Source organism: Caulobacter sp. AVps18 (assembly GCF_058681425.1).
This window is the reverse complement of the sequence record NZ_CM178737.1, coordinates 302,745-323,610: the sequence shown is the minus strand read 5'-3', so window position 1 is coordinate 323,610 and position 20,866 is coordinate 302,745. Positions and strand designations below refer to the sequence as shown.

The following is a 20,866-nucleotide window of genomic DNA, read 5'->3' as shown; positions in this document are numbered from 1 at the left end:
CCGTCGAGAGGCCAAGTTGAGAATAGCACATGCCCTGAAGCGGCTGATGGACCTGGTCCTGTCGGCCGTGCTGCTGGTGGTTCTGGCCCCGCTGCTGGCTCTGATCGCCCTGGCGGTGAAGGCCACCTCGCGCGGCCCGGCCCTCTATGCCTGCCACTGGGTGGGCAAGGACGCCCGGCCGTTCACCGGCTTCAAGTTTCGCACCATGATCCTGGGGGCGGCGGCCATGGAGGCTGAGCTGCAGGATCGCAACGAGATGAAAGGGCCGGCCTTCAAGCTGACCAACGACCCGCGCGTCACGCCGGTGGGCAAGGTCCTGCGCAAGTACAGCCTGGACGAGCTGCCCCAGCTTTGGAGCGTGCTGATCGGCGATCTCAGCCTGGTTGGGCCGCGCCCGCCACGCGAGCATGAATACGCCCAGTTCACCGCCTTCCAGAAGCAGAAGCTGGCCGTGAAGCCGGGCATCACCTGCCTGTGGCAGGTCGAGGGGCGGCACAAGATCAATGACTATGATGACTGGGTCGCGCGCGACCTGGACTATATCCGGCGCTGGTCGCTGTGGCTGGACATCCAGATCCTGGCCCGCACGGCTGTCGTGGTTTTCCGGGGGACGGGCGTATGAGCAAGCCAGCTACGGGTTCGGCAACGCCGGCCATCAGCGTCGTGGTGCTGAGCTATGATCGCGTCCACCTGCTGGAGCGCACCCTGACCACCTGCCTGCGGCCCGACACCTCGGACGGCGTGCCGTTCGAGATCGTGGTGGTCGACAATCATCCTGACCGTCTTGCCGAGGGACTGATCGCGCGGCTGGCGGCGACAACTGACGTGCCCCTGACCTATCTGGCCGATCCCCGGCGCAATGTCTCGATCGTGCGCAATATCGGCATCCATGCCTCGCGCGGACGCTATGTGGCCTTCATCGATGACGACGAGGCCCCTGATCCCCACTGGCTGTCGGAGCTCTATGCCTGCCTGGAACGGACCGGCGCCGATGCCGCCTTCGGGCCCAAGCATCCGGTGTTCGAATCCGGGACGGCCCCGACCTGGGATCCGCAGGGCTGGCGCTATACCCTGGACTATCAGGAGCCGGCCGACGCGCCGATCCACCTGTTCGGGCGGCTGCGCAAGAAGGGCAAGGGCCTGGGCAGCGGCAACGCGGCCTTCCGTGTGGCGACCTGTTTCAACACGGCCGAGCCGTTCGCCGTGGCCTTCGGCGACGGCAATGGCGAGGACACGCACCTGCTGTTCCGGCTGGCGCTTTCCGGCAAGCGCTTCGTTTGGTGCCCCACCGCCATGGTCCGCGAGTTCATCGAGACCGACCGCACCAAGCCCAGCTACATGGTCACCCGCATGAAGCGCGGCTCGCAGCACTATGCGGCCTCGCGCATCGCGACCAGCGACCAGCCCGGTCTGACCCGGATCAAGGTGTCGCTGCTGGGCCTGGCCCAGTTCGCCGTTCATGCCGGGCTTTATCTGATTTCGGGCGAATGGCTTGGCGGCCAGAAGTTTGAGCATCGCATCGGCATGGCCAAGGGTCTGGGCAAGTTGACCTGGCGCGCACCCATCGGCTTCATCGACGAGAAGGCCGCGTGAGCGACCTCTCCATCGCCATCGCCACCTACGACCGTCCCGCCCTGCTGGAAACGACGCTGGCTTCATGCCTGGCCCAGAGCAACGCGCTGGGCCTGAAGATCGAGATCGTCGTGGTCGACAACCATCCCTCCGGCAACGGACGGGCCGTGGTCGAGCGTCTGGCCCAGGCCTCGCCTTGGCCGATGCGCTATGTCACCGACTTGACCCGTAACATGTCGACCCTGCGCAACCGGTGCTTTGCCGAAGCGCGCGGGGAACTGGTGGCCTTCATCGACGACGACGAGGTGGCCGCGCCCGACTGGACCGACCAGCTTGTCGGCGCCCTGCGCAAGGCCGATGCCGACATCGCCGTGGGGCCGCGTCTGGCCACGTTCGAGAACGGCCCGCCGGCCTATGACCCCACCGGCTCGCAGTTCGCCCGCGACCTGCATCTGCCCGACGGAGCTCTGGTCGAACTGACCGCCCCCTCGGGCAAGCCGCGTTATGGCCTGGGCACCGGTAACTCGTTGTTCCAAGTCGGCCGCTGCTTCCCCAACGGCGAACCGGCCATGCGCGAAGCGTTCGGCGACGCAGGCGGCGAAGACGCGGAACTGTTCGTGCGGCTGCATCAAAATGGGCGCCGTATCGTCTGGGCCGCCCAGGCTTTCGTCACGGAGGCTGTTGCCCCGCATCGCACTGAAGTGGCCTATCGCCTGCTGCGCACCCGTCGCGAGACCCAGCACTACGTCTCGATCTATATCGACGCCGCCACCCGACCGCGCCTGGCCTGGGCCATTTTGATGGCCAAGGGCATGCTTCAGGTTGTCGCTGGCGCGGGTCTTGCGACCCTGACGTGGGAATTTGGCTCCCGCCGCCGCCTTGCCGGGCGACTACTGCTGGCGCATGGCCTGGGGAAGCTGAGCTGGAAGCGCCCAATCGGCTACATTTCCGAACCCGCATCGGGGGCTGCACAGGGTTGACCGGCAAGCTTGGCCGTTGACTTGCTAAGGTCTAGTCAGCCCCAAAGGGCCTTGTGCCCTTTTGAACCAAGACGCTGACCGAAAGCGACGACCTCAATGCTGCAAGTTCTCGATGCGACCCAGGTGATGAACAACACCCTGGCGACCCAGATCAAGCTGTTCGCCGATGGCGCCAGCCTGGACGACTTCACCCGTCTGAACGCCGAGGGCCAGGTGGCCGGCTTCACGACCAACCCCACCCTGATGCGCCGGGCCGGCGTGGCCGACTACGAGGCCTTCGCCCTGGAACTGGTCAAGCGCATCCCCGAGGCGCCGATCTCGTTCGAAGTGTTCTCCGATGAGTTCGAGGACATGAAGCGTCAGGCCCGCAAGATCGCGACCTGGGGTCCGAACGTCTATGTGAAGATCCCGATCACCAACACCAAGGGCGAGAGCAGCCTGGAGATGGTGCGCGAGCTGGCCGCCGAAGGCGTCAAGCTGAACGTTACCGCCATCATGACGCTGGAGCAGGTGGCCGCGACGGTCGAAGCCCTGAACGTCGACGTGCCCGCCGTGATCTCGGTCTTCGCCGGCCGCATCGCCGACACCGGTGTTGATCCCATGCCGATCATGCGCGCCGCAGTCGCCCTGGCCGCCCGCAAGCCCAAGTCCGAAGTGCTGTGGGCCAGCGTCCGCGAAGTGCTCAACATCTATCAGGCCCGCGACTGCGGCTGCCACATCATCACCACCCCGACCGACATCCTGAAAAAGCTGTCGATGGCCGGCAAGAACCTGGACGACCTGTCGCAAGAGACAGTGGCCATGTTCTATAATGACGCGCTCGCCGTCGGCTACTCGCTCTAGGAGGGGCTGATGGGCGCGCTTCGTCCCGCAATCTTCCTGGATCGCGACGGCGTGCTCAACAGCATCGTCTGGCGTGAGGGCAAGGCAGCGTCTCCGCGTTCGGTCGCCGAGCTGGCGATCGAACCGGAGGCGGCGACCACGCTGGCCGCCCTCAAGGCCGCCGGCTATCTGCTGCTGGTCGTCACCAACCAGCCGGACGTCCGGCGAGGTCTAATGAGCGGCGAGACGCTGGACGCCATCCATCAGCGTTTGGCGGAAGCCTTGCCCGTGGATGACATTTCCGCGTGCCGGCATGACAACGCTGACAATTGCGCCTGCCGCAAGCCGAAGCCCGGCCTGGTTCTTGACCTGGCCGAGCGTTACGGCGTGGACCTGACCCGCTCGTGGCTGGTTGGCGACCAGGACCGCGACATCCAGTGCGGCCAGGCCGCCGGGGTGCGCACCGTGCTCCTGGCGCGGCCCTACAATTCCGGCGTGGCGTCGAACGCCGACCACGTCGTGGACACCTTATCTCAAACTCTTTCGCTCATGGTCCGGCAGCCGGTCCTGGCCGCGCCTCACTAGGGAAGCCCACATGTTCTCGGATCAGTTTTTCGATGTCGCGGCCCGCGCCATGGCGGCCATTGATCGTTCGGCCGTCGAGGCCATGGCGCTCAAGCTGGCCGCCGTGCGCGACGGCGGCGGTCGCCTGTTCATCCTGGGTGTCGGCGGCAGCGCCGGCCACGCCAGCCACGCCACCAACGACTTCCGCAAGATCTGCGGCTTCGAGGCCTATTGCCCGACCGATAACGTCTCGGAACTGACCGCCCGGATCAATGACGAAACCTGGGAAGGCGTCTTCTCGACCTGGCTGGAAAGCAGCCGCCTGAAGGCCGAGGACGGCCTGCTGATCTTCTCGGTCGGCGGCGGTAGCCTGGAGCCCCCGGTCAGCGCCAACCTGGTGCGGGCCATGCAGCTGGCCAAGGCGCGCGGCGCCACCGTCACCGGCATCGTCGGTCGCAACGGCGGCTACACCGCCCAGGCGGCGGACGCCTGCGTGATCGTGCCCACCGTCGACGATCAGCTGATCACCCCCATCGTTGAGGGTCTGGCCGCCGTGGTCTGGCACCTGCTGGTCTCGCATCCGGCCCTGGCCGTGACCAAGGGCCACTGGGAAAAGCTGGCCGCCGCGCCCGCCACTGTCGCCGCCGAGTAAGCCGCCGATGATCTCGACCCGTACCCCGCTGCGCGTGACCCTGGGTGGCGGGGGCACCGACCTGGAAAGCTATTACCGCAACGGCGGCGGCTTCATCTTCGCGATGGGGCTGGACAAGTACATCCACGTCAGCGCCCACCGGCCGGCCTTCCACGAGCACGTGGCCCTGATGGGTCCTGATCCGGAGACGGTCGAGCGCGCGGCCGACCTGAAGCACGAACTGGTGCGGGCCGCTCTGATCAGCCATGGCATCGAGACGGGCTTTGAGGCCGCCTCCATCGGCGACATCGTCGGCGGCACCGGCCTGGGCTCGTCTAGCTGCTTTCTCGTCGGCTTCCTGCGGGCCCTTCACGCGCTGAAGGGCCATACGCCCGACCGCCAGGCCCTGGCCGAAGAGGCCTGCAATCTCGAGATCAACGTCCTGGCCAAGGGCATCGGCAAGCAGGACCAGTACATGGCGGCCTTCGGCGGGCTGACCACGCTGGACATCGCACCCGACGGCCAGGTCAAGGTCGGCTCGGTCGACATTGCGCCCGACGTCGAGGCTGCCTTTGTCGAACACACCCACATCTACTATACCGGCCTGCGCCGTGACGCTGCGGTGATCCTGGACGACCAGAACAACGCCATGCTGGCCAAGGGGTCGGGTCACGACCAGGTCGCCCAGAGCCTGGGGGCCATCAAGGACCTGGGCTATCGCATCCGCGACGCCTGGATCGCCGGCGACATCGAGGCCTGGGGCCACATGCTGCACGAGCACTGGCTGAGCAAGAAGCAGCTGTCCTCGAAGATCAGCTGGCCGCACATCGACCAGCTCTATGACCATGTCCGGGCCAATCTGGGCGTCACCGGCGGCAAGGTGATCGGCGCGGGCGGCGGCGGCTTCCTGATGCTGTTCACCCCGGGGCCGGGCGAGGCCCTGGAAGCCTATATGGCCTCGCAGAACATGCCGCGCCTGCACTACGGCATCGACCGTGGCGGCAGCCAGGTCCTGCTCGGCGACCGATGAACCCCGAGCAGGTCGTCACTGACCTGGGCAACCTGTTCGTCGCCTCGGCCGGCGCCGGCGTTGTTTTCCTGTTCGTCTGGATGCGGATCAGTCGTCTGGTCGGGGCCGTGTTCGGCGTCTGCGTGGGCGGCGTTGTGCTGGCCGTCGCCGGGCTGAAACTGATCTCGCGCCAGCTTTCCCCGCCGCCCTGGCTGGCGGCGCCTTTCGAGCTGTCCAGCGGCGCACCCAGCGGCCATGCCGCCCTGGCGACGGTCGTCTATGGCTGTGCGGCGGTGGTGCTCCTCAAGGCGGGACGCAGCGCCGTGGGCGCGTTTGGCGCCCTGCTGGCCGTCAGCGCTGTCGCTGGAGTGTCGATCACCCGCGTCACCCTGGGGGCACACACGATTCCTGACGTCATCGCGGGGCTGCTGGTCGGCCTGCCCGCCGTGGCTGTCTTTGCGCGCGGGCTGGAGGTTCAGGCCGGGCAGCGCCGGCTGCCGGTCGGACCCCTGCTGATCGGCCTGGTGCTGGTGCTGGCCATCGCCCTGGCCTCGGGCGTGCGACTTTCCAGCACGCGGTTCCTGTAAACCATCGACTGGCTTCGAACGACCGCCATCCTCAGGACAGGCGGTCGCGGAACGCTGTGTAGTCGAACTCCCGCACCAGCTTGAGCGCGTCGCTGTCGCTGTTCCACAGCGCGATGGCCGGAAGGGGCACGCCGTTGAAGGTGTTGGTCTTGACCATCGAATAGTGGGCCTGGTCGAGGAAGGCGATGCGCTGGCCCGGCTGCGGGCGGACGGCGAAGCCGTAGTCGCCGATGATGTCGCCGGCCAGGCATGACGGTCCGCCGATCCGCATCTTTACCCCATCCTCGACCTCGTTCAGCAGGGCGGGGCGATAGGGGGCCTCGATCACATCAGGCATGTGGCAGGTGGCCGAGATGTCGGTGATGGCGACGTCCAGACCATTTTCGAACGTGTCGAGGATCTCGCCCACCAGGATGCCGGCGTCCAGCGCGATGGCCTCGCCGGGTTCGATATAGACTTCCAGCCCGTAGCGCTGGCGGATTGCGGCCAGGAAGGCGATCAGCTCGGCGGTCTGGTAGTCGGCCCGGGTGACGTGATGGCCGCCGCCCAGGTTCAGCCATTTCAGCTGGCCCAGCATGGGCTCAAGGCGGGGCTCCAGCGATTGCCAGATCCGCTGCAGCGGCGCGAAATCCTGCTCGCACAGAGCATGGATGTGCAGGCCATCGACCCCCTCCAGATGCTCTGGCCGCAGTTGCGACACCGGAAAGCCCAGGCGCGAGCCCCGCTGGCAGGGGTCGTACTTGGCGACCTCGGCCTCGCTGTGCTCGGGGTTCAGGCGCAGGCCGATATCGAACACCTGACCCTCCGCCCGCGCCGCAGCGATCAGGTCGCCAAACCGCGCGATCTGGTCGGGGGAATTGAAGATCACGCTGTCTGACAGTCGCAGGATCTCGGGAAGGTCCTGCGCCTTGTAGGCCGGGCAATAGGTGGTCAGGTGGCCACTATAGAACTCGCGGGCCAGCCTGGCCTCCCACAGGCCAGAGGCGCAGACTCCGTCGAGATACTCGCCAACCACATCGGCCAGCGACCACATCGAAAACGCCTTCAGCGCCAGCAGAACCCTGGCGCCGGCCCCGTCACCTACGGCCTTGAGCATGGCCAGGTTGCGACGCACCGCGACCTCGTCGACCACGAAGCATGGCGACGGGACGCGGCTCAGATCAAAGCGGGCGAAAGCGCCGGGGCCGGCGGCCTTGGTTTCCATGCCCGATCAGAACGCCAGCGGAGCCGCCAGGTCCTGCACCTTCCAGGGCAGGCCGTGCTTGTTCAGCATGTCCATGAACGGATCGGGGTCCAGCTGCTCCATGTTGAACACGCCAGCGCCCTTCCACTGGCCGGTCAGCATCAGGGCTGCGCCGATCATGGCGGGGACGCCGGTGGTGTAGCTGACCGCCTGGTTGCCGGTCTCGGCATAGGCCTCTTCGTGGTCGCAGACATTGTTGACATAGACCGTCCTGGCCTGGCCGTCCTTCAGGCCGGTGGCGATCGTGCCGATATTGGTCTTGCCCTTGGTGATCGGGCCCAGCGACGCGGGCTCGGGCAGAAGCGCCTTGAGGAACTCGATCGGAATGATCTCGCGGCCCTGGAACATCACCGGGTCAATCCGGGTCATGCCCACGTTCTGCAGCACATCCAGGTGCTTGAGATAGGAGTCGCCGAACGTCATCCAGAAGCGGATGCGCTGAATCTCCGGATAGAACTTGGCCAAGGATTCCAGCTCCTCATGATACATGAGGTACATGTTCTTGGGGCCGACCTGGTCGAAGTCGAACACCTGCTTGTGCGACAGGGCCGGGCCTTCGATCCACTGGCCGTTTTCCCAGTGCCGCGAGGGGGCGGTCACTTCGCGGATATTGATCTCGGGGTTGAAGTTGGTGGCGAAGGGCAGGCCCGTATCACCGCCGTTGCAGTCCAGGATGTCCAGCGTGTCGATCCGGTCCAGCAGGTGCTTCTTGGTGTAGGTGGTGAACACCGAGGTCACGCCCGGGTCAAAGCCGCTGCCCAGCAGCGCCATCAGGCCCGCGTCCTTGAAGCGGTCCTGATAGGCCCACTGCCAGCTGTATTCGAACTTGGCTTCTTCGCGCGTCTCGTAATTGGCGGTGTCGAGATAGTGCACGCCGGCCGCCAGACAGGCGTCCATGATGTTGAGGTCCTGATAGGGCAGGGCCAGGTTGACCACCAGGGCGGGCTGGACGGCCTTGATCAGCGCGGTGGTCGCGGCAACGTCGTCGGCATCCAGTGCGGCCGTGTCGATGACGACGCCCGTGCGGTCCTTGACCGACGCTGCGATGGCGTCGCATTTCGACTTTGTGCGACTCGCCAATGTGATGTGCGAGAAGACGTCGGCGTTCATCGCCATCTTGTGGACTGCGACCGAACCGACGCCACCCGCGCCGATAACCAGCACCCTGCTCATCTGGGCTTCTCCTGACGACTAACAACCTATGACGGCAAGGCCGCCTCTTCGGGGGGCAGGGGTCTTATCACGAGGACGGCCGGTCCGCTAATCACCCTCGGCGGAGTTTTGTAAAAATCCGCCGCCGGCCGAACGGCGAAGGCCAGCGCCGACCCGCGCCCACAGGGCGTCCAAGTTATCTAGCAGGGCCGCTTGACAGGTCTGTGAAGGCCGGGCGAGCGGGTCGCACCCGTTACGAGCACAGAGGGGGGTGTTCATCCCGCCATGGCCCGCCCGGGGCGTTTCCTAGCCGAGGTCTTCGGTCCAGGCGCGGTGGACGTCGCGTTCCTGCGCCAGGGTGTACTGCCTGGCGAGCCTGTCCATGATCGTGCGCAGCACATCGGCAATGTCGGCGGTGACGATATCGCTGTCGCCGACCTCGGCCAGCAGATCATTGGCGGCGGCGTCCAGCACCGAGCCGATCTGGCGATGGAAATCGAAACGGTCGGCGGCGCGTCGCAGCAAGTCGACCACCTCGGCGCCTTGTCGGGCGACAGAGGTCAGGTCGGCGTCGACGCCGTCGCCGGCCTGGCGGATGCGGGCGACGGCCCCGCCCAGCACCGACGCTGCAGCAGCGGCGCGGCCATCCTCGGCATCGTCGCCCTGCCGGGCCAGCGCCTGGGCGGTCGAGGCCAGTCCGGCCAGAGCAATCAGGGTGCCTGCAGCCGACTTTTCCAGATGGATGGCGTGCTGACGCAACTCGACCGCGATGACGCCCAGCGGCTTGCCGGTGTCGCCGATGCGGCTGCATTTCAGCGTGGTGTTGAGCGCCATCATCTGGACGTCGGCGCGCATGTCCTGGATGCCGGCGATGCGTTGGGTCAGCTCGCTGGCCACCTGGACGGCTGAACGGCTGACATCCTCGGCCGCCTGCTCGCCGGCGGTCATGTCGTCCACCAGGCCCAGGGCCTGGGTGACATGGGTGTCGAGGCTGCGCAGGAAGCCGCCTTCGGCGCCGTCGTCCTTTCCATGGGCCAGGTCGCGCAGGCGCAACAGGTCCGAAGCGTCCGCGGCCATGCCCGAGACGTTCAGCGCGATACGCGATACGTCGCGGTGGAAATCCTCGGACGTGGCACCCAGCTGGGCGGCCAGCAGGCGATGGACGTAAGAGCGCAGGCGGTGGTCCTGGTCGGTCGACAGGCGCGCCTGGTCCTGCGCTTCGGCCATGAACCTCAGGCCGGCCTGGACGTGCGCGATGCGCTGGCGGGTGATGTCGCCGATCTGCAGCGCGGCCAGGCCCCCGCCGACCTTTTTCTGAACGTCACGCGCTATCGCAGCCACGCGCACCGCCATGCCGCCGATCCTGGCGTGGTGCTCGGTGATGGCGTTGGCGCTGACCATCAGGGCGTCAGGCACCGCCGGCAGCAGGGCCAGGCAGTGGCGGCCCAGGTCCTGTTCACGCGACAGGGCCCCGCGCAGGGTATTGTCCAGGGCCATCAGGTCGGCGTTGAAGGCGTCCAGCTGGGCGCGGCCCATCTCGATGCAGTCATAGATCTCCTGGGCGAAGATCGCGAACTCGGGACCCGCCGCTGCGATGCCGCCGGAGGTGATCTTGATGTTGATCGCAAAGACCCGGAGATAGGCCAGGTGCTGGCGCATCTCGTCGATACTGCCCGAAAGGCCTTCGCCAACCCGCACCAGCTCGGCCACCCGGCCGCGGCGCTCGTCCAGGCTTTCGGGCAGCGCCCTCAGGGTTTGGGCGGCCTTGGCCAGTTCGCCCGTCTTGGAGGCGACAGTCTCGGTGTCCAGGGTCTGACGGATGCCGTCCAGCGCCGCGATCAGCCCGCCGACGCCCTCGACAGCCTTGGTCAGCACGGCGCCGGCCTCAATGAAGCGGCCTTCAATGACCTGACGCGCCGACTCAAGCCGTCCGTCGATCTCCGACCTGGAAGAGGATGGGCGTGTCGATGCCGAGACGGCGAGGGATGAGCCAAAAGCCATTAGGTCGCCAGTCAATTGCTACCGGCGCACCGTGCTCCGCCATGTGCGAAGGGGGTGTAAAGATTATACAATTGGTTAGGGGACGGCATGGCCCATCGTCTGCGGCCGCGTTCTGTAGCCTTTGGCGGCAAGTCAGAAGCGGCGTTGCCCGATCCGGCTCAGGGATTCCATGGCGCCGGCGGCGAACAGTCCCGAACGCCAGGCTGCTTCACGGTCGGTGTCCTCGCCCCTGGCGCGGGGTTCACCTGCGAGGTCATGGACGGCCCACGACCAGTAGCGATCGTGCGGGGTCAGCGTCACGGCATAGGCGGTCGGCGGCTGCTGGGCTTCAAAACCGGTCATGGCAACTGTCCCCCTTCGATACGGCGTTGAAGGGGTGTCGCAAGGCACGGGCCAGACGGGCCGCCGCCGAAAGCTACTGCAGTCGAGAGGCCGGCGTGATCCTGTCGTCGAGGTCCAGAATCGTGCGGCGCTCGACGGCCGCCTTGACGGCGTCGGCGTCGCGTCGGGCGTTGGTAGCCGCGACATGGGCGTCGTATTCGGCCACCTTCTGGGTCAACAGCGTCGCCACCTCGCGAAGGAGGCGGTAGCTCATCACAATCCGGAATGCCTCCTCAACCTTGACGCCGCCGTCCTCGACGGCACCAGACGGCGATCCGAAACTGACCATAGTCGTGTCGGGGCCGTTGATTACATTTACACGGCTTATGAATGTGGGGCTCAAGGCCATTTTTTGCGTCCTTTCGTGTCTCCCCCGCTGTGACTTTATGACGCAATCCGTAAACAAGTTATTGGCGCATGAGACTTGTGGGAGCTTTGCCGTAAGCCATTTTGATTGTCTAAATTGTGTGCGGAATTCTCTGGGCGGCGTGGTTTTTTCTGACGAAGACTTGAATAATCGTGAAGGTTAAGTCGCCTTCACGACACTCATTAACGCTGTCAACGGCTGCCGACGGCTTTGGATGCGCGGCTGGGTGATCTTGCCGTCAGAATGCCACGCCTGCGCACAAGCGACGCTTTTGACGCTGAGCCGGACACGCTGCATCAAGTGCCTGGATCCGCCACCGGGACTGTGCCCGCCATGCTACAAGACGCCGCGTAAGGAAGAGCGCCATGTTCCACAGTCCATCCAAGCACAAGGATTTCGGGGTTTTCCTGCCGGTCGCGAATGGGGGCTGGATCATCTCGAAGACGGCGCCAGTGCTCGACGGCCTCTATCAGCAGAACAGGGCCGCTGCGGTTATCGCCGACGAGGTCGGCATGGACTTCGTGATGTCCATGGGCAAGTTCCGGGGCTTTGGCGGCGAGACCGACCACTGGGGCACGGCCCTGGAATCGGTGACCATGATGGCGGGCATCGCCGAGGCCACCAAGACCGTGCGCATCTGGGCCACCATCCATCCCCTGCTGCAGAACCCGGCCGTGGCGGCCAAGATGATCGCCACCCTGGATCACATCAGCGGCGGCCGGGCGGGGCTCAACATTGTGGCGGGTGCCTACAAGGGCGAGTTCGACCAGATGGGGGCCTGGGACGACAGCCTCAGCCATGACGACCGCTATGCCCTGACCGAGGAATGGACCACGATCGTCAAGCGCCTGTGGACCGAGGACAGCGTCGATTTCGCCGGCAAGTTCTTCACGATGAAGGACTGCCAGTCCAGGCCCAAGCCGCTGTCGCGGCCGCGGCCCGAGCTGATCTGCGCCGGCATGTCGGACCGCGGGTTCCAGTTTTCGGTGCGCGAGGCCGACGCCTGTTTCATCGGCGGTCGCACGCCCGAAGAGCGCCGCGACGCCTCGCGCCGGGCCAAGCTGGCCGCCGAGGGCATGGGCAAGACCATCAAGACCTACGCCATGTGCACGGTGGTTCACGCCGAGACCGACGCCAGGGCCCACGCCCTGGTCGAGCACTACAAGGACGGCGCTGACATGGGCGCGATCCTGGCCATGCTGCAAAGCTGGGGCGTGCCGGCCGAGAAGCTGTCCAGCGTGGCGGCCCAGCAGGGCGCCTTCATGACCCAGACGGTGGCCGGGTCGCCCGCCTCCTGCGCCGCCCAGATCGAGGACTTTGTCACCGCCTGCGAGCTGGACGGCCTGATGCTGATCTTCCCGGACTATGTCGAGGGCCTGACCATGTTCGGGGCTGAGATCCTGCCGGGCCTGCGCTCGGTGTTCTCGTGAACGCTGAGACCGCCGCCGCCACAGGGACTGACGGCCTGGCCGCCTGGATCGCGCCGGGCCGCACCGCCGTGCTGGTCATCGACATGCAGGTGGACTTCGCCGCGCCGCATGGCGTGCTGGGCGGCTATGGCGTGGACATGAGCGGGGTCGAGCCGGCCCTGGCCGCTGCCGAGCAGCTGGTCAGCGAGGCCCGCGCGGCCGGCGTGCCGGTGATCTTCGTGGGCCTGTTCACGACGCCGCAAAGCGACTCGCCCGCCTGGAACGAGCGGATGCGGCGTCGCGGCGGCGATCCCGACTCCGACGCAGCCCTGTGCCGGGCCGGAACCCTGGGTGCAGACTTCTATGGCCCCCAGCCGCTGGAGGGCGAGCTGGTGATCGAAAAGGCCCGCTATAGCGGCTTTCTGGGCACCGACCTGGACGCCCGGCTCAAGGCCCTGGCTGTCGACACCCTGGTGGTGGCCGGCCTGACCACCGAATGCTGTGTCGACAGCACCGTGCGCGACGCCTTCAGCCTCGACTATCACGTCTTCGTCGTGGCCGACGCCTGCGCCGCCTATGAGGCCGATATCCATGCGGCCTCGCTGAAGGTGATGGAACTGAACAGCGCGATCCTGACGGAGACCTCAGCGGTCGCGACCGCCTGGAAAGGGGCTGCCTGAGTATGGCCGACGGATTTCCCCCGATGGGCGCCGCTGCGCCCTATACGGTCACCCAGGCCGACCGCGACGCCATCGCCGCCGCCATCAGCCAGGACGAGCTCGTCGAACTGGCCCTGACCCTGGGCAACATCCCCGCCCCGTCGGGCCAGGAGCTGGAGGTCGCCAACTACGTCCATGACTGGATGGCGCGCGAGGGCTTCTCGCCGCGCAAGGTGGGGGCGACGCCCGAGCGGCCCAACATCATCGGCACCTACGGCGGCAAGGGTCCAAATACGGTGGGGGGCAAGAACCTGCTGTTCACCGCCCACCTCGACACCGAGGCCCCGACCTGGAACCCCGATCTGGACGCCTACAAGTACAGCCCTGAAACCCTGGCCAACCCCGAATGGGAAAAGTGCTGGCTGGAGGACGGCAAGCTGTATGGCTATCCGATCGCCAATGATCGTGGCCCGATGAGCTGCTTTCTGATCGCGGCCAAGGCCCTGAAGACGGCCGGCTACGCGCTGGCCGGCAAGATGTATCTGACCGCCTGTCCCGGCGAGATCGGCCCCGAGCCGATCGAGGAGCACCGGGGCATAGCCTATATGGGCAAGGACATCGGAGCCCATTACCTGTTCCACCACGGTGGCGTGGCGCCGGACTATGCCATAGCCGCCGAGGGCTGTGATTTTGGCCTGACCTGGGTAGGTTGCGGCTATGCCGTGTTCCGGTTCCAGGTCTGGGGCGAGGGGGTGTTCACGCCCCTGCTGGACCACCCGGAGACCGCTGCCCAGCACCCCAATCCGATCTACAGGATCGGCAAGCTGACCGACGCCATCCACGCCTGGAGCGGTGAGTGGGAGAAGGCCAGCCGCTATGACAGCCCCGGCGGCGTGGCCCAGCCCAGGTCGCAGATCGCCTCGATCCGGGGCGGCATTCCCTTCGCCTTCGGGGCGGGGACCGAGCTGGTGAACCTCTATCTGGAGGTGGGCCTCAATCCCAAACAGCGCGTCGCCGACGTCCAGCATGCGCTGGAGGCCATGGTGCGCGAGGCGGGGCTGGGCCGCATCGACATCGAGCCGGTGGTCGTGCGCCATGGTTTTGAGGCCGACGCCCGTGAAGTGGCACCGCTGGTCGGGGCGGTGGATGTCGCCACCCAGCTGACCCTGGGCCATCCGGTGGCCCTGGCCAATCCGGTCTATTCCAGCATGTGGCGCGACCACAACGTGTTCAACATGCACCGCATCCCGGCCATCACCACGGGGTTCAAGCGCTGGCGTCCGACCCCGCAGGACCTGGTCGACAGCGCCCTCGTTTATGCCCTGACCGCCCTGGCGGTGTGCGGCCGGGCCAGTTGCGCCGGTCCGCCAGCGCCGGGACCTGATCTGATCGAATCTCTGGGCGGTCCGGGGTCTGTGCTTTAGGACGCTGAACAGACGTGGCGATCGGGAGAGCTGCATTGGCCGAAGCGGGCAAGGTGAAGGTCGTCAAGCGGGCTGCGCCGCGCAAGACCGTCAATGCCACAAACCTCGCCCATCTCGGGGCCGAGCGCCTGGCCGCCCTGCTGATCGAGGTCGCCGACGGTCAGGCGGGGATCAAGCGACGCCTCAAGCTGGCCCTGGCCGGCGAGGTCGGCGCCGCCGACCTGGCGGTTGAGATCGACAAGCGGGTCGAGGCCATCGGCGACAGTCGGGCCCGGATCAACTGGCGAAAATACAAGGAGTTCGTCCGCGACCTGGACGCCCATCGCGCGGCGGCCGGCGGCCAGCTGGGCGAGCTGGACCCGGTTTTGGCCATGGGCTCGCTGGCGCGGATCGTCATGCTGTCCGAGGCTCTGGAAGGCCGGATCAACGATACCAAGGGCGAGATGGCCCAGGTGTTCGAGGCGGCCATCGCCGACATCGCGCGGCTGGCGCCGCTGGCGAGGAAGATCGACAGCAAGGGGCTGGGCGAGACCCTGCTGTCGTTCCTGCTCAACGCCTCCTCGCGCCTGTCGGTCGAACTGCTGCGCGCCGCCGCCCCGGCGCTGGATGCGGCTACGGTCGGCGACCTGCGGACGCGGCTGGGCAAGCGTCTGGCGGACCAGAAGCGTCCTGATCCGCGCCTGCGGGCCGCTGCCCAGGTGCTGGCCGACCTGCAGGGCGATGTCGACGGCTATCTGGCCCTGGTGCCGGCCTCGCAACAGGTGCTGCCGCCGATCGGGGCCCAGATCGCCCTGCGCCTGCTGGCGGCGGGCCGCATTCCCGAGGCTATAGCCGCGCTTGAAGCCTCGGCTCCTGCCGACAACGAGCGCGCCGGCTCCCTGACCATCGAGTGGGACGAGGCTCGCATCGTCGTGCTGGAGGCGGCCGGCGACCAGACCGGCGCCCAGTTCGCCCGTTGGGCCAGCTTCAAGACCACCCTGTCGCCCGACATGCTGCGGGGGTTCATCAAGCGCCTGCCCGACTTCGAAGACGTCGAGGCCGAGGACCAGGCCCTGGCCTATGCCGTGGCCTTCCCCGACCCGCACCGGGCCCTGGCCTTCCTGACCGCCTGGCCGTCGGCCGAGAATGCCGCCAAGCTGGTGGCCCGGCGCGGCCCGGCTCTGCATGGCGACCGGCCCGAGGTGCTGGAGCCCGCCGCCCGGTTGCTGGAGCACCGGCATCCGGTGGCGGCCACCATCCTGCTGCGGGCCATGATCGACGATGTGGTCCGCCACGGCCGCACCGAGCGCTATGCCGCCGCGCGGACCCATCTGCTGGAGGCGGAATCGCTGGTTCCCTCACTTCCTGCCGATGCGCCGTTCGAGGACCACGAGATCTATCGCAAGCGCATCGCGGCCTATCGGCGGCTGTAGGGTCAGACACAGGTTCGCGCCCTCGCCGGAATTTCACCGGCGAGTGTGGGGAGGCGGCGGAGCGTCCGGGCCAAACCCGGATGTGTGTTTGTAGTGGAGTACCGTTTCGGCCTGGGCCGGAGCGCTCCGCAGGATCGGTGGACGAAAGCCTTCGGGGCGCGGGGTTTTAACCCGCTTCCAAAGAGGCCTCCGGCGGGCGGGGAGATGGCGCTCCCCGGACCGTCCAGGCGATTTCAGCCCGGACCTGTCGCGCCTCGCGGGCGTCGCCAAAGGGTGTTCCCGGCGGTCCCGGCCTGGCCTCAACACAGCGCCCCTGTGGGCTGTCCTGCTCCGCCAGACCCTGCCGGGCCTTCAAACGACGGCCGACGGACGCTTCCCGCTCGACCCTCCCCACCACCCGTCAGGTCGCCAGCTGGACGTCCTCCCCCGTGGCGGGGCGAGGAGAACTATGCGGCCAGTTTGCGGGGGTGTGCGTCGATTTTCGATCGTGACGGTGGTGGTGCGGGTCAGGGCGTTGAATTTGCTGGGACCCGGGTGGTTCTATCCCCGTGCGAGAACGGGGATAGCGAAAATTTTTCCCTCTTCCAAAGGGAGAGGGAGGGGCCCGCCGCGCAGCGGTGGGAGGGTGAGGGGTTACACCGTGTCCGAACGAAGCCCTGCCAGAATATCGTCCGCAACCCCGCCCGGATCAGTCAGCACACGCTCGTTTGGAAATCTCAGGACGACATAGCCATAAAGCGCCAAAACCTCAGAGCGTCGATCATCATAGTCCTCCCGACCCTCATGCACGGGGCCGTCCAGTTCCACGATCAGCTCGCCCGCCTCACAGACGAAATCGGCGAAGTAGCGATCTATCGCGACCTGTCGCCGGAACTTGTAGCCCCCGAGGCGGCGATTGCGGGCGAGGTTCCACAAGACCTTTTCCGGCAAGGTCTGGTCCTGGCGGAGACGGCGGGCGTTGGTGGTCCTGTCCATGGGCGCAGGGTGACCTGACGCCGATGGGCCGTTCAACCTCAGGACTTGGGATTTTCCGGACAGGGTGAAACCCCTCACCCTCCCACCGCTTCGCGGCGGGCCCCTCCCTCTCCCTTTGGAAGAGGGGTTTTGGCCGCGCCGCCCACACAGCGCCTTAAAGCCTTGGAGGCGAGCTTGCTCTAGGGTCAGGCCGTGTCAATGACCGGCCAGAGGCCGGCCGCGCGCGGCGGCGCGGCGCGGCGTCATTGACACGGTCTGACCCCAGAGCTCTAATTCCACCAAGGGTTTCAGGGCGGGGAAGCATCCCGGTAGGACGCTTATCTTGGCGGAGTCGGGGGGAATGGGCGCGCTTGGTCTTTATCGATGAACGACTTTCCGTTTAACGATAAAGAGCGCGTGTCCCTGTTTTTCGAAGGCACCCCTCACCGACGTGCGTGGTTCAGCCATGGCTTAGTCGAGCAGACCGAGAATCGTGTTCAGCTTGGTCAGATAGAGGCCGTCGCTGGCCCAAGTGCGGTCACGTTTGACTATCGTCTCGAGAAAAACGTTGCACACGCGCCCCATAACTTCGCGCTCCTCGGCCGGCGTAAGCTTTACGCCCACCCCGGACAGACGGACTGAAGGCTTGGCGTAGTCGGCGTCGTCCGGGCACGCGGCGGTGCCGTTGACGAGCTCATAAGCCGCGAGTGCTTGACGGGCGTGAACCCGGGCAGCCGCTTCATCGCCCGCTTTCCATTCAAGATAGGCAAGCTGCGGCAGGTAGATAAAACGTGCGCCTTCGAACACCTCAGGCGCGTCCGCCGCGCGTAAGGCGGTCAAAGCCGCCTGGTAGTCCCCTTTGCCAAGATCCGCATACGACCGGGCGGCCGGCTCCTTTGCTTGCGGCGCTGGAACCTGCTCCTGCTGCGCGAATATCGTCTCAGCAAGCGTAGCGCCTTGTGGAGGCGCCTTTGCCTCCACAAGGCCGCCCATCGCCGAGGCTAGGCATATGGTGGCAAACAGGGATCGCATACGCATGGTCAGCAGGCCGTCATTGGGATTTTCGTCGATGGGTCGACCAAGGCACCGTTCTGCCTGAGCTCGACGTGCACGCGGTCGGTGATCCCGGGGTACTTGTTCAGGAGAGTCTGGGACGTACCGATGCTGTCGCCGTTTTCGTGCCCCAGTCGTTGGGCGGCGTGAGAGGGCCCCCGACCGGTAGTGGAGGTGTAGCCACCCCACGTTGTTTCCGTAGGCGGTGTACCAATGACCGTGATCGGCGAAACGGCGTCCCCGTCGCCGCCGGCGGTCAACTCCAGCTCTTCCTTCGTCAGTGCTCGCATATCACACCCCGCCGGTTTTCTTTAGGTTGCATCAGTGCGCCAAATCAACCCGCCGCGCAATACGTAAACGTGGACTGGATCGTCATAATTGTGGCCCTCGCTACGGCGCCTACGGCCCGGCCGCAGCCTCAGTTATTCAACGTCGATCTGTACAGATATTGCAGCAACCGATTCCTCTGATCGTACATTTGTAGTCTGCAGCGGACCGAATTCGATTTGGCCAGGCTGCCCCCTTCATGAAGGTCGGAAGGCAAGACGTCACAGGTCGACGCCACTGCCTGTCGCCAGTCGAGATTTGCCTGCTTGAAGCGCTCGGACTTAGCGTCGCCGCTCGGCCACTTCAACTTGGCAACAATGGCGGTTTCGGTACTTACAAGATCCGTTAGCTTGGGCGCTAGGGCAGCGGAAAGACACTCTAGTTCTTCGCGGGCATTTTTGGCGTTCAGACACATTCGATCTTCGGCGAATGCCTGCGGCACCAACAACAAGATACCGGTCGCCAAGCCTAAATATAGCCAGAGCCTAGCCAAGCTGAAATCTCCTATAAAAGCGTCCCGGCATCGACTGCGTTTTTCAGCAAGGCCGCCTCGTCGCGCCGTGTGGGTTAGTCGTCTCCAAAGTTCGGGAGGTTATTGTACGCGCCATTCCAGTCGCCCGTCGTAACCTGGCTCCAGAAGTCTGGCGTCGCCGAGGCTAGATTGGTTCCGTACTGGAAAGCCACGGATGCAATCACGGTCTGCGCTTCTGGCGGCAGCGCGTAGAAGTTATGATCTCTGGCGTCATTATAACGGTCCGCCAATCTGGCGACGTGTACGTCGTCAGAAGTTTTGAGACAGTTGGGCTGCGGATTTAGCGAAGGGTTGGCCTCGTCTGGGATTGATATCTAGGCAGCGATTTTGCGGTGCTGCAAGCGCCGATGTTCGAGGGTCTGTCGCTTGACGCTGGCGCGGCGGCGCAGGGAAACAGGGACTCACGCCATTTATCGTTAAACGGTAAGTCCTAATTCGATAGTAGCCCGCACACGCATCCCTCTTCCACTTTGGAAGAGGGATTTGGCGCGTGGGCCGCTACTTCCCCACCGTCGTCAGGCGGAACACCATCGTGTTGCGATAGGTCTGGCCCGGGTCCAGCCGCACAGGGGCGAAGCTGGGCTGGTTGGGGGCGTCGGGGAAGTGCTGGGGCTCGAGCGCGATGCCGTCGCCCTGGCGATAGATCTTGCCGCTCTTGCCCACCGTGGTGCCGTCCATGAAGTTGCCGGCATAGAACTGGATGCCCGGCTGGTCGCTGAGGATTTCCAGCGTCCGGCCGCTCTTGGGATCGGTCAGTCGGGCCGCGAGGCGCAGCGCGCCGCCCGAGGCACCGTTCAGGACGTAGTTGTGGTCATAGCCGCGCCCGACGACGATCTGCGGATCTGACGCGTCGCGGATACGGTCGCCCACGGCGGTCGGCTTGCGGAAATCGAAGACCGTGCCGGCCACGGGCGTTGTGGCGCCGGTCGGGATCAGCTCGGCGTCGACGGGGGTATAGCCATCGGCGGGGAGGGTCAGCACATTGCCCATCGCCCCCTCGGGCGCGCCTTCGCCGGCCATGTTGAACAGGGCGTGGTTGGTGATGTTGACGATGGTCGGCTTGTCGGTGGTGGCGCCATAGGTGATCGTCAGCTGGTTCTGTTCGTCCAGGGCGTAGGTGGCGGTGGCGGTCAGGGTTCCCGGATAGCCTTCTTCGCCGTCGGGGCTGACATGGCTCATGGTCACGGAGGCCACCGGCCCCTTTTTCACGTCCAGAACCTTCCAGACCACCTTGTCAAAGCCCTTGGTCCCGCCGTGCAGGGCCGCGACGCCGTTATTGTTCAGGGCCAGCTGGTAGGTCTTGCCGTCCAGGGTGAAGCGGCCCTTGCCGATGCGGTTGGCGAACCGGCCGACCGAGGCCCCGAAATAGCTGGCGGTCTTCACATAGGTCTGGGCGTCGCCGAAGCCGAGGGCGATGTCGGCCTTGGCACCCTTGCGGTCCGGGGCGATGAGCGACTGCAGGGTGGCGCCATAGGTGATGATCGTGGCGCTGACGCCCTTGCCGTTGGTCAGGGTGATGGCCTCGACCGCCTCGCCCGCCGGGGTTTGACCAAACGAGGCGCGGCTATAGTCGGCCGCGAGCGCAGCGCCCGGCGCGATCAGGGTTGCGGCCAGAAGGGCGGCGGTCGAAATTAGGCCCTGACGCGTCATGCTGTTTCCTCATCCCTCGCGCCTGTTTCGCCCTCAAAAGGGGGGCGGCGCTGTCGCCGGACTATACTCAGACAAATTGGCGTGATGCAATCAGTCCGGCGCAATCTTCCGAAGCAGAATGTGACTGCAATCATCTG

22 protein-coding genes and 2 pseudogenes are annotated in these 20,866 nt (G+C 65.9%); 13 read left to right on the top strand and 11 right to left on the bottom strand.

The genetic code is table 11. The features are described from left to right. Nucleotides 1-16: 16 nt before the first annotated feature. The 8 genes from ACW179_RS01455 (at nt 17) to ACW179_RS01420 (ending at nt 6,165) form a co-directional block, all read left to right on the top strand. On the top strand, nt 17-622 hold the full coding sequence (locus ACW179_RS01455) for a sugar transferase (RefSeq protein WP_492062232.1): 606 nt from the start codon (nt 17-19) through the stop codon (nt 620-622). Further along, nucleotides 619-1,593 (top strand): glycosyltransferase family 2 protein, encoded by a 975-nt coding sequence (locus tag ACW179_RS01450; RefSeq protein ID WP_492062230.1) that lies wholly within the window; start codon nt 619-621, stop codon nt 1,591-1,593. Before ACW179_RS01455 ends, ACW179_RS01450 begins: the two co-directional genes overlap by 4 nt. Continuing rightward, nucleotides 1,590-2,552, top strand: coding sequence for a glycosyltransferase family 2 protein (locus ACW179_RS01445; protein ID WP_492062228.1), 963 nt, complete (start codon nt 1,590-1,592; stop codon nt 2,550-2,552). Before ACW179_RS01450 ends, ACW179_RS01445 begins: the two co-directional genes overlap by 4 nt. A gap of 96 nt (nt 2,553-2,648) precedes the next feature. Continuing rightward, nucleotides 2,649-3,395: a transaldolase gene (locus tag ACW179_RS01440; RefSeq protein WP_492062226.1), complete on the top strand. Its 747-nt coding sequence runs from the start codon at nt 2,649-2,651 to the stop codon at nt 3,393-3,395. Nucleotides 3,396-3,404: 9 nt separating this feature from the next. Continuing rightward, a complete protein-coding gene (locus ACW179_RS01435; RefSeq protein WP_492062224.1) occupies nt 3,405-3,959 on the top strand; it encodes a D-glycero-alpha-D-manno-heptose-1,7-bisphosphate 7-phosphatase in 555 nt (184 codons plus the stop codon). A gap of 10 nt (nt 3,960-3,969) precedes the next feature. Then, a complete protein-coding gene (locus ACW179_RS01430) occupies nt 3,970-4,590 on the top strand; it encodes an SIS domain-containing protein (RefSeq protein WP_492062222.1) in 621 nt (206 codons plus the stop codon). A gap of 7 nt (nt 4,591-4,597) precedes the next feature. Then, on the top strand, nt 4,598-5,599 hold the full coding sequence (locus ACW179_RS01425; RefSeq protein WP_492062220.1) for a GHMP family kinase ATP-binding protein: 1,002 nt from the start codon (nt 4,598-4,600) through the stop codon (nt 5,597-5,599). Further along, on the top strand, nt 5,596-6,165 hold the full coding sequence (locus ACW179_RS01420) for a phosphatase PAP2 family protein (protein WP_492062218.1): 570 nt from the start codon (nt 5,596-5,598) through the stop codon (nt 6,163-6,165). The genes ACW179_RS01425 and ACW179_RS01420 overlap by 4 nt, the downstream gene beginning before the upstream one ends. A 31-nt stretch (nt 6,166-6,196) precedes the next feature. Here the strand turns inward: ACW179_RS01420 and ACW179_RS01415 are convergent, their stop codons facing one another. The 5 genes from ACW179_RS01415 to ACW179_RS01395 all read right to left on the bottom strand — a co-directional run bounded on the left by ACW179_RS01415 (nt 6,197) and on the right by ACW179_RS01395 (nt 11,156). After that, the gene (locus tag ACW179_RS01415) at nt 6,197-7,369 is read right to left on the bottom strand and encodes a carboxynorspermidine decarboxylase (protein WP_492062216.1); all 1,173 of its coding nucleotides are present in this window, start codon (nt 7,367-7,369) and stop codon (nt 6,197-6,199) included. Nucleotides 7,370-7,375: 6 nt separating this feature from the next. Then, nucleotides 7,376-8,581, bottom strand: a complete 1,206-nt coding sequence (locus tag ACW179_RS01410) for a saccharopine dehydrogenase family protein (protein ID WP_492062214.1) — start codon at nt 8,579-8,581, stop codon at nt 7,376-7,378. A gap of 285 nt (nt 8,582-8,866) precedes the next feature. Then, a complete protein-coding gene (locus tag ACW179_RS01405) occupies nt 8,867-10,561 on the bottom strand; it encodes a hypothetical protein (RefSeq protein WP_492062212.1) in 1,695 nt (564 codons plus the stop codon). 132 nt (nt 10,562-10,693) lie between these two features. Then, a complete protein-coding gene (locus tag ACW179_RS01400; RefSeq protein WP_492062210.1) occupies nt 10,694-10,903 on the bottom strand; it encodes a hypothetical protein in 210 nt (69 codons plus the stop codon). A gap of 73 nt (nt 10,904-10,976) precedes the next feature. Continuing rightward, complete coding sequence (locus ACW179_RS01395) at nt 10,977-11,156, bottom strand: hypothetical protein (protein ID WP_492062208.1); 180 nt, start codon at nt 11,154-11,156, stop codon at nt 10,977-10,979. 518 nt (nt 11,157-11,674) lie between these two features. Between ACW179_RS01395 and ACW179_RS01390 the strand changes: the two genes are divergently transcribed. Genes ACW179_RS01390 through ACW179_RS01375 form a run of 4 tightly spaced genes read left to right on the top strand, consistent with a single transcriptional unit; the run spans nt 11,675 to nt 16,213 of the window. Further along, a complete protein-coding gene (locus ACW179_RS01390; RefSeq protein WP_492062206.1) occupies nt 11,675-12,739 on the top strand; it encodes an LLM class flavin-dependent oxidoreductase in 1,065 nt (354 codons plus the stop codon). Then, nucleotides 12,736-13,398, top strand: coding sequence for a cysteine hydrolase family protein (locus ACW179_RS01385; RefSeq protein ID WP_492062205.1), 663 nt, complete (start codon nt 12,736-12,738; stop codon nt 13,396-13,398). The genes ACW179_RS01390 and ACW179_RS01385 overlap by 4 nt, the downstream gene beginning before the upstream one ends. A 2-nt stretch (nt 13,399-13,400) precedes the next feature. After that, complete coding sequence (locus ACW179_RS01380) at nt 13,401-14,801, top strand: zinc-binding metallopeptidase family protein (protein ID WP_492062203.1); 1,401 nt, start codon at nt 13,401-13,403, stop codon at nt 14,799-14,801. Between the two features lie 35 nt (nt 14,802-14,836). Continuing rightward, nucleotides 14,837-16,213, top strand: coding sequence for a DUF6880 family protein (locus ACW179_RS01375; RefSeq protein WP_492062201.1), 1,377 nt, complete (start codon nt 14,837-14,839; stop codon nt 16,211-16,213). Between the two features lie 633 nt (nt 16,214-16,846). Here ACW179_RS01375 and ACW179_RS01370 read toward each other — a convergent pair. The 5 genes and pseudogenes from ACW179_RS01370 to ACW179_RS01350 form a co-directional block, all read right to left on the bottom strand. Next, on the bottom strand, nt 16,847-17,188 hold the full coding sequence (locus tag ACW179_RS01370) for an endonuclease domain-containing protein (RefSeq protein WP_492062199.1): 342 nt from the start codon (nt 17,186-17,188) through the stop codon (nt 16,847-16,849). 68 nt (nt 17,189-17,256) lie between these two features. Further along, nucleotides 17,257-17,320 (bottom strand): annotated as a pseudogene (locus ACW179_RS01365) (hypothetical protein); the annotation flags it as partial. Between the two features lie 318 nt (nt 17,321-17,638). Next, nucleotides 17,639-18,205: a hypothetical protein gene (locus ACW179_RS01360; protein ID WP_492062197.1), complete on the bottom strand. Its 567-nt coding sequence runs from the start codon at nt 18,203-18,205 to the stop codon at nt 17,639-17,641. A 433-nt stretch (nt 18,206-18,638) separates the two neighbouring features. Next, complete coding sequence (locus ACW179_RS01355; protein ID WP_492062195.1) at nt 18,639-19,040, bottom strand: lysozyme inhibitor LprI family protein; 402 nt, start codon at nt 19,038-19,040, stop codon at nt 18,639-18,641. Between the two features lie 74 nt (nt 19,041-19,114). Beyond that, a complete protein-coding gene (locus ACW179_RS01350) occupies nt 19,115-19,309 on the bottom strand; it encodes a pesticin C-terminus-like muramidase (protein ID WP_492062194.1) in 195 nt (64 codons plus the stop codon). A gap of 10 nt (nt 19,310-19,319) precedes the next feature. Here ACW179_RS01350 and ACW179_RS01345 point away from each other — a divergent pair. Further along, a pseudogene (locus ACW179_RS01345) lies at nt 19,320-19,397 on the top strand (hypothetical protein); the annotation flags it as partial. Nucleotides 19,398-19,577: 180 nt separating this feature from the next. Here ACW179_RS01345 and ACW179_RS01340 read toward each other — a convergent pair. Continuing rightward, a complete protein-coding gene (locus ACW179_RS01340; RefSeq protein ID WP_492062192.1) occupies nt 19,578-20,729 on the bottom strand; it encodes an aldose epimerase family protein in 1,152 nt (383 codons plus the stop codon). Nucleotides 20,730-20,866: the final 137 nt, after the last annotated feature.

What these genes read in the sequence shown, in the direction of transcription:
- ACW179_RS01415 (WP_492062216.1), bottom strand. Translation starts at nt 7,369, where the DNA reads ATGGAAACCAAGGCCGCCGGCCCCGGCGCTTTCGCCCGCTTTGATCTG.
- ACW179_RS01400 (WP_492062210.1), bottom strand. Translation starts at nt 10,903, where the DNA reads ATGACCGGTTTTGAAGCCCAGCAGCCGCCGACCGCCTATGCCGTGACG.
- ACW179_RS01380 (WP_492062203.1), top strand. Translation starts at nt 13,401, where the DNA reads ATGGCCGACGGATTTCCCCCGATGGGCGCCGCTGCGCCCTATACGGTC.
- ACW179_RS01425 (WP_492062220.1), top strand. Translation starts at nt 4,598, where the DNA reads ATGATCTCGACCCGTACCCCGCTGCGCGTGACCCTGGGTGGCGGGGGC.
- ACW179_RS01390 (WP_492062206.1), top strand. Translation starts at nt 11,675, where the DNA reads ATGTTCCACAGTCCATCCAAGCACAAGGATTTCGGGGTTTTCCTGCCG.
- ACW179_RS01395 (WP_492062208.1), bottom strand. Translation starts at nt 11,156, where the DNA reads ATGAGCTACCGCCTCCTTCGCGAGGTGGCGACGCTGTTGACCCAGAAG.
- ACW179_RS01440 (WP_492062226.1), top strand. Translation starts at nt 2,649, where the DNA reads ATGCTGCAAGTTCTCGATGCGACCCAGGTGATGAACAACACCCTGGCG.
- ACW179_RS01410 (WP_492062214.1), bottom strand. Translation starts at nt 8,581, where the DNA reads ATGAGCAGGGTGCTGGTTATCGGCGCGGGTGGCGTCGGTTCGGTCGCA.
- ACW179_RS01435 (WP_492062224.1), top strand. Translation starts at nt 3,405, where the DNA reads ATGGGCGCGCTTCGTCCCGCAATCTTCCTGGATCGCGACGGCGTGCTC.
- ACW179_RS01340 (WP_492062192.1), bottom strand. Translation starts at nt 20,729, where the DNA reads ATGACGCGTCAGGGCCTAATTTCGACCGCCGCCCTTCTGGCCGCAACC.
- ACW179_RS01405 (WP_492062212.1), bottom strand. Translation starts at nt 10,561, where the DNA reads ATGGCTTTTGGCTCATCCCTCGCCGTCTCGGCATCGACACGCCCATCC.
- ACW179_RS01450 (WP_492062230.1), top strand. Translation starts at nt 619, where the DNA reads ATGAGCAAGCCAGCTACGGGTTCGGCAACGCCGGCCATCAGCGTCGTG.
- ACW179_RS01420 (WP_492062218.1), top strand. Translation starts at nt 5,596, where the DNA reads ATGAACCCCGAGCAGGTCGTCACTGACCTGGGCAACCTGTTCGTCGCC.
- ACW179_RS01360 (WP_492062197.1), bottom strand. Translation starts at nt 18,205, where the DNA reads ATGCGTATGCGATCCCTGTTTGCCACCATATGCCTAGCCTCGGCGATG.
- ACW179_RS01430 (WP_492062222.1), top strand. Translation starts at nt 3,970, where the DNA reads ATGTTCTCGGATCAGTTTTTCGATGTCGCGGCCCGCGCCATGGCGGCC.
- ACW179_RS01370 (WP_492062199.1), bottom strand. Translation starts at nt 17,188, where the DNA reads ATGGACAGGACCACCAACGCCCGCCGTCTCCGCCAGGACCAGACCTTG.